At 61.2% G+C, this 13282-nt stretch carries 11 protein-coding genes; 9 read left to right on the top strand and 2 right to left on the bottom strand.

Annotated elements, in window-relative coordinates:
• Window positions 1–158 precede the first annotated feature (158 nt).
• From purB to H7688_RS17085, 8 genes are all read left to right on the top strand, one after another.
• Window positions 159–1454 (top strand): adenylosuccinate lyase, encoded by a 1296-nt coding sequence (gene purB / locus H7688_RS17050; RefSeq protein WP_183362404.1) that lies wholly within the window; start codon window positions 159–161, stop codon window positions 1452–1454.
• Window positions 1447–2535 (top strand): mechanosensitive ion channel family protein, encoded by a 1089-nt coding sequence (locus H7688_RS17055; protein ID WP_246329860.1) that lies wholly within the window; start codon window positions 1447–1449, stop codon window positions 2533–2535. The genes purB and H7688_RS17055 overlap by 8 nt, the downstream gene beginning before the upstream one ends.
• A complete protein-coding gene (locus H7688_RS17060) occupies window positions 2519–5509 on the top strand; it encodes a phosphoribosylformylglycinamidine synthase subunit PurS (RefSeq protein ID WP_183362406.1) in 2991 nt (996 codons plus the stop codon). The genes H7688_RS17055 and H7688_RS17060 overlap by 17 nt, the downstream gene beginning before the upstream one ends.
• Before the next feature lie 116 nt (window positions 5510–5625).
• Window positions 5626–6450 (top strand): phosphoribosylformylglycinamidine synthase subunit PurQ, encoded by an 825-nt coding sequence (locus H7688_RS17065; protein WP_183362407.1) that lies wholly within the window; start codon window positions 5626–5628, stop codon window positions 6448–6450.
• Between the two features lie 53 nt (window positions 6451–6503).
• Window positions 6504–7931 (top strand): amidophosphoribosyltransferase, encoded by a 1428-nt coding sequence (purF, locus tag H7688_RS17070; RefSeq protein WP_183362535.1) that lies wholly within the window; start codon window positions 6504–6506, stop codon window positions 7929–7931.
• Window positions 7928–8476 (top strand): orotate phosphoribosyltransferase, encoded by a 549-nt coding sequence (gene pyrE / locus H7688_RS17075; RefSeq protein WP_183362408.1) that lies wholly within the window; start codon window positions 7928–7930, stop codon window positions 8474–8476. The genes purF and pyrE overlap by 4 nt, the downstream gene beginning before the upstream one ends.
• Window positions 8477–8617: 141 nt before the next feature.
• Window positions 8618–9313: a YkgJ family cysteine cluster protein gene (locus H7688_RS17080; protein WP_183362409.1), complete on the top strand. Its 696-nt coding sequence runs from the start codon at window positions 8618–8620 to the stop codon at window positions 9311–9313.
• A 28-nt stretch (window positions 9314–9341) separates the two neighbouring features.
• Window positions 9342–9887, top strand: coding sequence for a YaeQ family protein (locus H7688_RS17085; RefSeq protein ID WP_183362410.1), 546 nt, complete (start codon window positions 9342–9344; stop codon window positions 9885–9887).
• 236 nt (window positions 9888–10123) lie between these two features.
• Here the strand turns inward: H7688_RS17085 and H7688_RS17090 are convergent, their stop codons facing one another.
• Together H7688_RS17090 and H7688_RS17095 are read right to left on the bottom strand one after the other, a co-directional pair.
• Window positions 10124–10324: a cold-shock protein gene (locus H7688_RS17090; RefSeq protein ID WP_183354898.1), complete on the bottom strand. Its 201-nt coding sequence runs from the start codon at window positions 10322–10324 to the stop codon at window positions 10124–10126.
• Between the two features lie 279 nt (window positions 10325–10603).
• The gene (locus tag H7688_RS17095; RefSeq protein ID WP_183362411.1) at window positions 10604–11596 is read right to left on the bottom strand and encodes an ADP-ribosylglycohydrolase family protein; all 993 of its coding nucleotides are present in this window, start codon (window positions 11594–11596) and stop codon (window positions 10604–10606) included.
• 246 nt (window positions 11597–11842) lie between these two features.
• On the opposite strand from H7688_RS17095, the gene H7688_RS17100 reads away from it, so the two are divergent.
• A complete protein-coding gene (locus H7688_RS17100) occupies window positions 11843–13189 on the top strand; it encodes a leucine-rich repeat domain-containing protein (protein ID WP_183362412.1) in 1347 nt (448 codons plus the stop codon).
• Window positions 13190–13282 lie beyond the last annotated feature (93 nt).

The following is a 13282-nucleotide window of genomic DNA, read 5'->3' on the forward strand; positions in this document are numbered from 1 at the left end:
GTCAGCTGGTTCAACTCTTAGGGTCCTGCTTTTGACACAGCTTGAGATACACAGAAAGGGATTTGTTTGATCCGCGTTTGCCGCCTGAAAAGCGGTGCCGTGGATTTTCGTGTTTCTACAAAATCTGAAACAGCTATCAATGCAAGGGGGAAGAATTCGTGATTGAACGTTACAGTCGTCCTGAAATGGCCCGTATCTGGGAGCCGGAGAACCGCTACCAGAAGTGGCTGGAGATCGAGATCTACGCCTGCGAGGCACACGCACAGATGGGGAGGATCCCCCAGGACGCCGTGGACCGGATCAAGGCCAAGGCCTCGTTCGATGTGGACCGCATCGACGAAATTGAGCGCACCGTCAAGCATGACGTGATCGCCTTTTTGACCTCGGTGGCCGACTACATCGGCGACGACTCCCGTTTCGTGCACCTGGGTCTTACCTCCTCGGACGTGCTGGACACCTCCTTCGCCATGCTGCTGAAGGAAGCGGGCGAGCTGATCATCGAGGACATCAAGCGCCTCATGGTGGCCATCAAGAAGCGCGCTTACGAGCACAAGATGACCCCGATGATGGGACGCTCGCACGGCATCCACGCCGAGCCGGTCACCTTCGGCCTCAAGATGGCCCTGTGGTACGACGAGATGGCTCGCAACCTAAAGCGCATGCAGGCCGCCCTCGAGACCATCTCCTACGGCAAGCTCTCCGGCGCGGTCGGCACCTTCGCCAACATCGACCCGCAGGTCGAGGCCTTCGTCTGCCATAAGGCAGGCTTGAAGCCGGCACCGTGCTCCACCCAGGTGCTGCAGCGCGACCGCCACGCCGAGTACTTCACCACCCTGGCCATCGTGGCCTCCTCCATCGAGAAGTTCTCCGTCGAGATCCGCCACCTGCAGCGCACCGAGGTCCTCGAGGCCGAAGAGTTCTTCAGCAAGGGGCAGAAGGGGTCCTCGGCGATGCCGCACAAGCGCAACCCGGTACTCTCCGAGAACCTGACCGGCCTCGCGCGCCTGATCCGCGGCTACGCGGTCTCCGCCATGGAGAACATCCCCCTGTGGCACGAGCGCGACATCTCGCACTCCTCGGTCGAGCGCATCATCGGCCCGGACGCCACCGTTTTGATGGACTTCATGCTGAACCGCGCCATCGGCCTCATCGAGAACCTGGTGGTCTACCCCGAGAACATGATGCGCAACCTGAACCAGATGCGCGGCCTGATCTTCTCGCAGCGCGTGCTTTTGAAGCTCGCCGAGGCCGGCGCCTCCCGCGAGAAGGCCTACGCCCTGGTGCAGAGAAACGCCATGAAGGTGTGGGAAGAGGGGAAAGACTTCCAGACTGAGCTTCTGAACGACGCCGAGGTGACCGGGTTCCTGCCTGCCGAGGAGATCAAGGAAGCCTTCGACCTGGGTTACCACATGAAGCATGTCGACACCATCTTCACGAGGGTTTTCGGTGGCTGATATCTGGCGCTATTTCCTCCCGGACGAGGGTGACGTCTTCTACCTCTTCTGGGCCAAGCAAACGCTTATTTCGGTGCTGATCGTCGGCGCCGCTTACCTGGTCTCCAGGTTTGCGGCGCTGCTGCTTGCCCGGGTCGCCCACCGCGTGAACCAGATGACCAAGGGGGAGTGGGACGAGCCGACCCTGGCACGTATCACCGCGCCGCTTTTGTCCCTGGTCAACACCGCGGGCCTCTACGTGGCGATCCGGCGCCTGCCGCTTCCCGAGCGCCTGCACGTGGTGATCTCCGGGATCCTCTTCATCATCAATATCTGCCTTCTGGCCACCTGCGCCTACCGGCTGATGGACGAGGCCCTGAAGCGCTATGGCAAGCAGCTTGCCGGCGAGGAGATGAGCCGGCAGTTGATCCCCCTGGTGCAGAAGATCGGCAGTATCTTCCTCTTCGGCACCGCGCTCATCATCACCCTGAAACACTTCAACTACGACATCCTCTCCCTGGTCACCGCCCTGGGCGTGGGCTCCCTGGCCATCGGCCTTGCCGCCAAGGACACCCTCGCCAACATGATCTCCGGTTTTACGCTCATGATCGACCTGCCGTTTCGCATCGGCGACCGCATCCAGCTGGGGAGCCAGGTGGGGGACGTCATCGACATTGGCTTGCGGAGTACCAAGATCAAGAGCCTGGACAACAGCTACCTGATCATCCCCAACTCCGAGCTCTGCAACACGCTCCTCATCAACCAGGATCTCCCCGACTCCCGCGGTAAGGGGAAGGTCACCCTCGGCGTCGCCTACGGCACCGACGTGGCGCTTGCCAAGCAGGTCCTGGCGGACACCGCCAAGGCGATCCCCGGCGTACTGGCCGAGCCGGCGCCGGAGGCCTTTTTTACCAGTTTCGGCGATTCCACGCTGAACCTCACGCTGCTCTTCTGGACCGACAGCTACACCACGGTCTTCGGCGTCACCGACAAGGTGAACTGCGCCATTCTCGACAGCTTCGCACAAAACGGCATCAACATCCCGTTCCCGACCCGGACGGTTTTCTTCGAAAAGGACACTAACCATGCCCCACAGAATTGAAATTACGCTCAAGGACGAGGTCCGCGACCCGCGCGGCGAACGGATCAAGAGGGAGATCGAGCACTTCCTCCACCTGAGCGTGGACCAGGTGCGCACCATCGACGTCTACACCGTTGACGTTCCGCTCTCCCGTGAGGAACTCGAGGCGGTAGCCGCCGGCCCTTTCTCTGACCCCGTGATCCAGGGGTACGCCATCGACAAGGCCGCGGCCCACGGTTTCGATTGGCTGGTCGAAGTCGGCTTCCGTCCCGGTGTCACCGACAACGTCGGCCGCACCGCCGGGGAAGCGATCGCCTACCTGACCGGGCGCGCTTTGGCGGCAGGGGAGGGGGTCTACACCTCGGTGCAGTACCTGATCTCCGGGAAGCTCTCGGCCGAGCAGATCGAAAAGATCGCCACCGGCCTTTTGTGCAACACCCTCATTCAGCGCTACCAGCTGCTCGATGCTGCCTCCTTCCAGGCCAAGGGGGGGGTAGCCACCTTCGTCCCCAAGGTGCAGGTCGAGGCCAAGGTCGAGGTGAACACCGTCAATCTCGAGGTCTCCGACGAGGAGTTGATGCGCATCAGCCGCGACGGCGTGCTGGCGCTCACCCTGGACGAGATGAAGATCATCCAGGCCCACTACCGCGATTCCAAGGTGCGTGAGGTCCGCCAGAAGCTTGGGCTCGGGGCGGCTCCGACCGACGTGGAGCTCGAGGCCCTGGCCCAGACCTGGTCCGAGCACTGCAAACACAAGATCTTCTCCGCGGACGTCGAGTACGACGACGGCACCGGCAAGACCGAAAAGATCAACTCGCTTTTCAAGAGCTACATCCAGAAGACCACCGCCGACGTACGCGCAGCCCTCGGGGACAAGGACTTCTGCCTCTCCGTCTTCAAGGACAACGCCGGCGTGATCCGCTTCAACGACGACTGGTCCCTGGTCTTCAAGGTGGAGACCCACAACTCGCCGTCCGCGCTCGACCCCTACGGCGGGGCACTCACCGGGATCGTCGGCGTGAACCGCGACCCGTTCGGTACCGGCAAAGGGGCGAAACTCATCTTCAACACCGACGTCTTCTGCTTCGCCGATCCCTTCTACGAGAAGCCGCTCCCCAAGCGTCTCTTGCACCCCAGCCGCATCTTCGAAGGGGTGGTCGAAGGGGTTGAACACGGCGGCAACAAGAGTGGTATTCCGACCGTGAACGGCTCCATCGTCTTCGACGACCGCTTTGCGGGGAAACCGCTCGTCTTCTGCGGCACCGCCGGGCTCATGCCGGCTACCGTGAACGGCGAACCGGGGCACCAGAAGCGCATCGTGCCGGGCGACCTGATCGTCATGCCCGGCGGCCGCATCGGCAAAGACGGCATCCACGGCGCCACCTTCTCCTCGGAGGAGCTGAACGAAAACTCGCCGGTTTCCGCGGTGCAGATCGGTGACCCGATCACCCAGAAGCGGATGTTCGACTTCCTGATCCGTGCCCGCGACAAGAACCTGTACCGCTTCATCACCGACAACGGGGCAGGGGGGCTCTCCTCCTCGATTGGCGAGATGTCCGAGGAGTGCGGCGGCTGCCAGGTCGACCTCTCCAAGGCGCCGCTTAAGTACCCGGGCCTGGCACCCTGGGAGATCCTGATCTCCGAGGCCCAGGAGCGCATGAGCCTCGCCGTTCCCCCCGAGAGCATCGACGCGTTTATGGAAATGGCCCAGCGCTTCGGCGTCGAGGCGACCGTGCTCGGCACCTTCACCGACTCCGGCATCTTCCACATGCTCTACGGCGAGAAGACCGTCGCTTACCTGCCGCTCTCCTTCCTGCACGGCGGTCTCCCCCCCATGCAGATCCCGGCGCGCTGGGAACAGCCGGTACACCCGGAACCGACGCTCCCGCCGGCCGCCGACTACACCGGCGACCTCAAGGGGCTTTTGTCCTCGCTCAACATCTGCTCCAAGGAGAGCGTGGTCAGGCGCTACGACCACGAGGTCCAGGGGGGCTCGGTCGTGAAGCCGTTCACCGGCGTCGCCAACGACGGCCCGTCCGATGCCGCCGTGGTGCGCCCGATCCTCGACTCCTTCGAGGCGGTGGTGACCGGTCACGGCATCAGCCCGCGCTACAGCGACATCGACGCCTACCACATGGCGGCCAACGCCATCGACGAGGGGCTCAGGAACTACGTCGCCGTCGGCGGCTCGCTCGACCTCGTAGCCGGCCTGGACAACTTCTGCTGGTGCGACCCGGTCCTCTCCGAGCGCACCCCGGACGGTCCCTACAAGATGGCCCAGCTGGTGCGCGCCAACAAGGCGCTCTACGACTACTGCACCGTCTTCTCGCTGCCGCTCATCTCCGGCAAGGACTCGATGAAGAACGACTTCTACGACGGCACCACCAAGATCTCCATCCCGCCGACCCTGCTCTTCTCGGTCATCGGCAAGATGGAAGACGCCCGCAAGGCGGTCACCATGGACGTGAAGCGCCCCGGTGACCTCGTGTACCTCGTCGGTGTCACCAAGAACGAACTGGGTGGCTCCGAATACCTGGCTCAGCAAGGGTACGTCGGCAACAGTGTCCCGAAGGTCGACGCGCAGGCTGCACTTGCCAGCTACCGCGCCTACCACAAGGCGCTGAACGACGGGTTGGTGGCCTCCTGCCACGACCTCTCCGACGGCGGTCTCGCGGTTGCCGCTGCCGAGTCGGCCTTTGCCGGTGGTTACGGCATCGAGCTTGACCTTGCCCTGGTGGCCTTTGCCGGCGCAGCCGGTGAAAAGAGCGACGCGGTGCTGCTCTTCTCCGAGTCCGCCTCGAGGCTCCTGGTTACCGTGCGCCCCGAGAAGGCCAACGCGTTTGAGGCTGCCCTGGCCGGCAGCGTCTGTGCGAAAATCGGCGCAGTGCGCGGCGACCAGACCTTCACGGTGACCGGCCTCAGCGGTGCCGAGATCGTCAAGGCAGAACTCGCCGACCTCAAGGAAGCCTGGCAGGCGCCGCTTCGGGAACTGTAGACTGCCCGACCCGGGCATGCAGAACGCCATATATTTAAGTGGACAAAAAAAATCCCTGTTGTGCGATAATGAGAAGCTGAATTTTTTTCGCCTGACAATCTATTAGAGGATATTTGATGACAAAGGCAAAAGCGCTGGTCATAACTGGTAACGGTACCAACTGCGAGACCGAGGCGGCCCACGCCTGCCGGCTCGGCGGTTTTGACGAGGCACGCATCGCCCACATCTCGGAACTGATGACGGGCGAGGTAAGCCTGGACGACTACCACTTTTTGAACCTCACCGGGGGCTTTCTGGACGGTGACGACCTGGGCTCCGCAAAGGCGCAGGCCAACCGGCTCCGCTACGCAGCGGTCGCTGGCAGCAACGAACCGATCCTGGAGCAGCTTCTGCGCTTCATCGGTGACGGCAAGCTGGTCCTGGGGGTCTGCAACGGCTTCCAGCTCCTGGTCAAGATGGGGATGCTCCCCGCCCTGGGAAGCGACTACGTGAAACAGACCGCGACCCTCACCTACAACGCAAGCGGCCGCTTCCAGGACCGCTGGTGCTACCTGAAGGTCGATGCCTCCTCCCCGTCGGTCTACACCCGCGGCATCGAGGGTGGCGTCTACCTGCCGGTGCGCCACGGCGAAGGGAAGTTCCTGGTCGATGCACCCGAGACCCTCACGGCCATCGAGAACAAGCACCTGGCCTGCCTGAAGTACTCGGACGCCGACTACACTGCGGCCACTATGGAGTTCCCGGAGAACCCCAACGGCTCCACCAACGCAATTGCCGGCATCTGCGACGAGACCGGCCGCGTCATGGGGCTCATGCCGCACCCCGAGGCCTTCGTGCACCGCACCCAGCACCCACGCTGGACCCGCGAGGAACTGCCGGAGGAAGGCGCCGGCCTGGTCTTCTTCCGCAACGCGGCCCAGTACGTGAAGCAGAACCTGTAGGGGCGACCAAACCAGCAGTTGCAGTCACATAAGGAGCAATTTTCGTGGACGAAATGTTGATGCATAAACCTGAAGAAGAGTGCGGCATTTTCGGTGTCTTCAACCATCCGGAGGCATCGAACCTCACCTACCTCGGGCTCTACGCCCTGCAACACCGCGGTCAGGAAAGCTGCGGCATCGTCTCTTCGGACGGCGCCGCCCTGCATGCGCACAAGAGCATGGGGCTGGTGGCCGACGTGTTCGGCAACCAGGAAATCTTCAAATCGCTTCCCGGACGCTCGGCCATCGGTCACGTCCGCTACTCGACCACCGGTTCCTCGGTGATCAAGAACGTGCAGCCGATCAACGTGGATTACTCCCGCGGATCGATCGCCGTGGCTCACAACGGCAACCTGGTCAATGCCCAGATCATCAAGGACGAGCTTGAGGCTTACGGGTCCATCTTCCAGACCACCATGGATACCGAGATCATCGTCCACCTCCTGGCGACCTCGAAGGCCAACTCGCTTCTGGACCGACTCACCGATGCACTGAACCGCATCCAGGGCGCCTACTGCCTCTTGTTCCTTACCGAGACCCGGATGATCGCAGCTCGTGACCCCAACGGCTTCCGCCCGCTCTGCCTGGGGCGCCTCGGGAGCTCCTACGTGGTCGCTTCCGAAAGCTGCGCGCTCGACCTGATCGACGCCGAGTTCATCCGCGAGATCGAGCCGGGCGAGGTGGTGCACATCGACAAGAACGGTTTGACCTCCTACTTCCCGCTCAAGAAGGTTCAGCCGACCCCCTGCATCTTCGAGTTCGTCTACTTTGCCCGCCCCGATTCGCACATCTTCGGCAAGAATGTCTACCAGGTGCGTAAGGAGCAGGGTCGCCAGCTGGCACGCGAGCACAAGGTGGATGCCGATATCGTCATTCCAATTCCCGACTCCGGCGTTCCGGCTGCCCTGGGGTACGCCGAGGAATCCGGAATTCCTTTCGAACTCGGCCTGATCCGTAACCACTACGTGGGTCGTACCTTCATCGAGCCGCAGCAGGCGATCCGCCACTTCGGCGTGAAAATCAAGCTGAACCCGGTACGCGAGGTGCTGAAAGGTAAACGCGTGGTGGTCATCGACGACTCCATCGTACGCGGCACCACCTCCCGCAAGATCGTGAAGATGATCCGCAACGCCGGTGCCGCCGAGGTGCACGTGCGCATCTCCTCGCCGCCGACCAGCTACCCCTGCTACTACGGGATCGACACCCCCAACCGCAAGGAACTGATCTCCTCCTCGCACTCGATCGACGAGATCCGCCGCTACATCACCGCCGACTCCCTGGGTTACCTCTCGGAGGAGGGACTGATGGCGTCGGTGGGCGCCGACAAGGCGAGCTTCTGCCATGCCTGCTTTACCGGGGGATACCCGGTTAAATTCCCGCGCCTGGCTCAGGACGAAGAGCCGCAGATGGCACTATTCGAAAAGGAGACCGAGAACAAATGACCGAACTGGAGCGCCTGAAGAAGATCATCATCGAACTGTCCTACGAGAAGAGAAACGTGACGCTTGCCTCCGGGCGGCAGAGCGACTTTTACTTCGACGGCAAACAGACCACGCTGCATCCGGAAGGTGGTTACCTGACCGGTAAGCTCTTCTTCGAGGCGATCCGCGACGTCGAGGGTGTGGAAGGGGTAGGGGGGCTCACCCTGGGAGCCGACCCGATCGCCACCGCCACCTCCGTGGTGAGCTTTTTGGAAGGTAAGCCGATCCCGGCCTTCATCATCCGTAAGGAGCCCAAGGGGCACGGCACCGGCGCGTGGCTGGAAGGGCGCAAGAACTTCAAACCGGGCTCCCGGGTGGTCATCGTCGAGGACGTGGTGACCAGCGGCGGCTCCTCCATGAAGGCGATCAAGCGCGCCGAGGAGGAAGGCCTGGTGGTGCTCGGCGTGGTGACCCTGGTGGACCGCGAAGAAGGCGGCCGCGAGAACATCGAGAAAGAGGGTTACTGGCTCAAGTCCATCTTCACCAAGGCCCAGATCCTGGCCTAACGGTCTGGCGAACCGGCAATGAACGAGAGGCGGCCGAGATAGTTCTCGCCGCCTCTTTTTTTGAAGCTAACCTCCGCCAGTACGTCCCTCCCCTTTCAAGGGGGATATCGCCCGCTTCCGATGTAAGGATTCAGAGCTTTTATGGAAAGAACGGTACAGAATTACCTGGAACTGCTCCAGCAGATCGACCGCTGGTTCGCCTTGAGTATCGAGCGCTACCCTGAACTCATCGCCTGCCAGGGTGGCTGCTCTGGCTGCTGCCGGTCGCTTTTCGACATCACCATGCTGGACGCCTACCTTCTGAAACTCGGCTTCGACGCCCTGACTGCCGAGACCCGGGAAAAGGTCTTGGTAAAGTGCCGCGCACGGCTCGAGCTCATGCGGCAGCAGTGGCCGGAGTTCCGGCATCCTTTCGTAGTGAACGAGCGCCCCGAAGAGGACTGGGAACTTCTGATGCCGGACGAAGACGAGACCCCGTGCGTGCTCCTCGACGCAAACGGTCGCTGCCTGGTCTACGAGAACCGCCCCATGACCTGCCGGTTGCACGGCCTGCCGCTTGTCGACGTCACAGGTGAGGTGCTGCACGATGAGTGGTGTACGCTCAACTTTACCGAGAGCGACCCGCTGGAACTCGAGGGATTGCGCGCCCCCTTTGATACGATGATTCGCCGGGAAGTGGCGCTGGTCCGGGATTTCACCCAGGCGCTTTTGGGAAAGAGGATCAGCGAACTGGACACCTTCATTCCCACCGCGCTGCTCGTCGATTTCGCCGGCTTGGACTGGCACGAATGGCTGCGCGGCTTTACACCCGTTGTAACTGATAGCGAAGAAGAATAAACGATATCCCTCCAAGAGGTTCCCCAAAATGGCACTCCCCTCGACCATCTATCGCGCTTCCATCCAGCTTTCCGACTTGGATCGCCAGGTCTACGAGCAACTGCAGACCACCATCGCCCGGCACCCCTCGGAGACCGAAGAACGCCTCGTGGTGCGCCTTTTGGCCTACCTGCTCTGTTACCAGGAGGGTCTGGTGTTCACCAAGGGGGTCGGCGCGGGAGATGAGCCCGACCTGTGGGTTATCGGTCCTGACGGTAGGCCAACTCTTTGGGTCGAGGTAGGGCTCCCGGACCCGGAGCGCCTGGTCAAGGCGAGTCGGCATGTCGGCTGCACCGTATTGTTCTCTTTCGGCAGGAATCTGGCGCAGTGGCTGGCGCAGCACCAGACCAAGCTGGCGGGCTGCCGGAACCTGACAGTGCTTGCCATCGATGCCCAGTTCTTGGCAAGCATGGTGGGTACACTGGAACGCATGATCTCCTGGGAGGTGACGGTGACCGAAGGGACGCTGTATCTGACGGTGGGAGGGGAAACGCTGGAAACTTCGCCGGCACTGGTCGTGGGATCCGCACTCTAGCGGGTTACGGCGTTCAAGGTACGGCCTGTTTCCTTCGCGTAAACCGAGACCTGGGTTACCCCTTGGTAAATGGGGGGAGGTACCATCTGGAGTACCTCGCTGGACCTTGGCAAAGGTGTGGGAGTGAGCTGGTGTGGGAGTGCGGAGAGCAGGGGCGTTGCCCCCTGGTGATGGGAAGCAGATACAAAAAAAGCCCCGGATTGCTCCGAGGCTTTTTTTAAAGTTCTACGCTATGACTAGATCCGGGTAACGTTAGCTGCCTGAAGACCTTTCGGCCCCTTCACGATTTCGAAGGATACACTCTCGCCTTCAGTCAGGGACTTGAAGCCGTCGCCGTTGATAGCGGAAAAATGGACGAATACGTCCTCGCCATTTTCCTGCTCAAGAAAGCCAAATCCCTTGCTGTCGTTAAACCACTTCACAGTTCCGTTTACCATTTACTTACTTCTCCCATAATACTTCTGATGTTTTTATCCGGGATCATCCGCAGACGCGTCACCTTAGCAGTTTTGCCCTTGGCATGTCAATATTATAATTTTAGTTTTCCGATAATTTTAGCGTTTAAGGGCACCGCCAGCGGCACTCGGGTCAAGAGGGGGGATCGCGCAAACCACCTGAAGTATTGGGTGTTGGGTCCGTGACACCGCCCAAAGATAAGCTTGTTCCCATTAAAGGCGCACCCAGACATCGGGTGCGTTGCCGGATGGCAGGTCCGATTATGATTCCAGATGTCTCACGATCCTGTCGATGCACTGCTCGATTTCCTGGTGGACCACAATACGCTCCCGCCATTCCTGAGGAACAGCGTTTAAACCGAACCGGGCGCCGAGCCAGGTACCGACCATGGCACAGCGTGCCGCGTTGTCTCCGCCGGCATTAGCACATTCCAGAAAGGCCCGGCGCGGGTCGTCCTGGAATTTGAGTGCCGTGTGCAACGCAGCGGGAAAACTATTCTTGATCGGGCAGGACTGCCCAAAACCGAGGGTCACTTCGCGCACCTCTTCGTTGAGCCGCGCGAAGACCGTTTCGACCAGACCGCTCAACTCCCTGCCGAATTCAGGTTCGCCCGCCACCGAACTCGCCGCCGCCTTGACCGCTTCGGGAAGTCCGCTCCCTCCCAGGAGCGCTTCGATGATCATGGCGTGGCATTTCATGTAGACCACTGCGCGTGAGTTGTTCTGGCAGACCCGGGTGGCACTTTCCACGACTCGTATCATCTCGTCGTCCTCGGCGTGGGCCACGACTACCGGCGCGAGGCGCGTAGCGGTGGCAGGCTGGTCGTCGTCGGCCCCCGCCTGGAAGTGAAACGGTTGGTCCGGGAATTTATCGGCATAGGGATGGAAATTCTCCAGGGTCCCCTTGGTGGCATGGTCCAGATACCCGTGGTAGTCGGGTGAGGAGAAAAGGCCGACGAAACGGGCACCGAAATCCTGTGGTGAGAAGAAACCCTTTTCTGCGACACTCTGCAGCAACAGCAGTGCAGCGTCACCGTAGTGGGTGAAGTCGCCGGGGTGTTTTCCAAAGTGGTAGTGCCCTTCGACCGGAGCCTCGAAACCGGCAACCCCTTCAGGGAACCGGCTTTTCAGCTCGTTAAGATCGTAGATCCAATGGGAGCCAAGGCATAGGGCATCGCCGACAAACTGCCCCCAGATGGTGGCTTTACAGCGATCGCTGAAGTCGATAAGCTGGCTTTCTTGATCTTTATTCATGACGTACTCCTCTGGGTTGGTCTGTGCACCAGAAGTTTTAGCTAAAAATTCTGTTGCCCGAGACGACATTTAATATTATACCGCTAGTGGAGAGAACTATTCCAGCCGTGCGCAGACGCGCACCTAAGAGTTCAAGCTGCCGAGCGTTTATTCAAAATGGCTGCCCAGTTTCCGCAATGGTAAGTTCTCAACCTGCAGTCAGACTCTCTGTACTGCAAAGATCACTCAGTCGTACCAGGTAGATGAATGCGAGCAGGAACCCAGCACAAACTCCCGGAAGAGATCGAACTCGACCACAAGCACGGTGAATTGACCGCTTTGCTGGCCGAGCATGCCGCCGTGCGCGCGGACCTGCAAAAACTGCGTGGTGAGATTGGCCGGTTCGAAAGTCAGTACGAACAGACTGTCGGCAGGCGTATCGCGGAGTTGGAGAGGTTAGAGGCGGAGATCGCCCATCTGACGGGGTATCTGGGGAGTGGGGAGCGGGAGGCTGGACACACCCGGGGAGCCGACTCTGCGCGCGACGCCGGCAAACCTGATGAGGAATTCGACGGGGATGACCTTGAAGACGACTCCGCGCAGGTCCGCCGCTTCGAGGACCTCGAGATAAAGGCCCTGTACCGCGAGGTCGCCAAGGCGATCCATCCTGACCTGGCGGCCTCGGGTGCCGACGAGTCACGGCGCCACGAGCTGATGTCGCGCGCCAACCGGGCCTACGCGAGCCAGGACCGGCATACGCTGGAAGATATCCTGCGCAGTTGGCGGCCGGCCCCGGCAAAGCCCAGGGAGGAATCGCTGGACCTGGCGCATCAGCTGGTGCAGGTCATCCGGCAGATCGCCCAGGAACGTCAGGACATTCAAACCACGCGTGCCGTGCTGCAGGAGCTCAAAGATAGCTACGTCTACCGGTTCAAACTGCGGGTCGAGGCGAGCCTTGCCCAGGGTCTGGATCTCTTGGGCGAGATGACGGCTGCTGCGGAAATGAACATCGCCCGGGCCAAAAAAAGGCTGGCCGTGCTGCGCGGCGAGCAGGCTCAGGCTCCGACTGCCGCACCTGGGAAAACGCTACGCGAGATCTGCTTCCCCACCGACCATTTCGACGGGACCATCTACCTGCGGGAGCGCAACTCGCTCAACTTCAGCCAGTGGAAAAAGGTCGGACCGGCGCGCGGCTGCCTGAAGATCCGGGAAGACCAGGCGGTGCGTCTCGATGTGAAGGCGGACGCGGCGGTGAAGATCGGCCAGATCCGCAACCTGAAACCGGACGACCTGCATTCGCTGTTTCTCTATGAGGTGGAGGACCGGGACCTCGACAGCATCATGCACCTTACAGGTCTCGAGGAGCTCTACCTTTCGGGCCAAGGACTCACCGATGCGGCGCTGCTCGGGCTCAACCAGTTGACCAACCTGAAGCGGCTCTATTTGTACCAGACCGTCATTACCGACCATGGCTTGGCGCACCTCGTGCGGCTTCCGTCCCTGAAAGGGCTTACCTGCAGCGGCAACAGCATAACCGAGGAGGGGCTCGCGACCTTCCAGAAGGCGATCCCCGGCGTGAAGACGGTGAGCTTCCCCTGGCGCTACAGCAGGTAAGTTCATCCCTTCCCTCTATAAAAAAGCCCGACCAGCCAGTGGTCGGGCTTTTTTGTTTTCGGTAGGGGACTCTCTCACTTTTCAGATCCCCTC

This window comes from Geomonas limicola (assembly GCF_014193675.1).
Classification (GTDB): Bacteria; Desulfobacterota; Desulfuromonadia; order Geobacterales; family Geobacteraceae; genus Geomonas; species Geomonas limicola.

Coding starts and splice junctions, on each gene's coding strand:
- H7688_RS17060 (WP_183362406.1), top strand. CDS start 2,519: ATGCCCCACAGAATTGAAATTACGCTCAAGGACGAGGTCCGCGACCCG.
- H7688_RS17065 (WP_183362407.1), top strand. CDS start 5,626: ATGACAAAGGCAAAAGCGCTGGTCATAACTGGTAACGGTACCAACTGC.
- purF (WP_183362535.1), top strand. CDS start 6,504: ATGTTGATGCATAAACCTGAAGAAGAGTGCGGCATTTTCGGTGTCTTC.
- pyrE (WP_183362408.1), top strand. CDS start 7,928: ATGACCGAACTGGAGCGCCTGAAGAAGATCATCATCGAACTGTCCTAC.
- H7688_RS17080 (WP_183362409.1), top strand. CDS start 8,618: ATGGAAAGAACGGTACAGAATTACCTGGAACTGCTCCAGCAGATCGAC.
- H7688_RS17085 (WP_183362410.1), top strand. CDS start 9,342: ATGGCACTCCCCTCGACCATCTATCGCGCTTCCATCCAGCTTTCCGAC.
- H7688_RS17090 (WP_183354898.1), bottom strand. CDS start 10,324: ATGGTAAACGGAACTGTGAAGTGGTTTAACGACAGCAAGGGATTTGGC.
- H7688_RS17095 (WP_183362411.1), bottom strand. CDS start 11,596: ATGAATAAAGATCAAGAAAGCCAGCTTATCGACTTCAGCGATCGCTGT.
- H7688_RS17100 (WP_183362412.1), top strand. CDS start 11,843: ATGCGAGCAGGAACCCAGCACAAACTCCCGGAAGAGATCGAACTCGAC.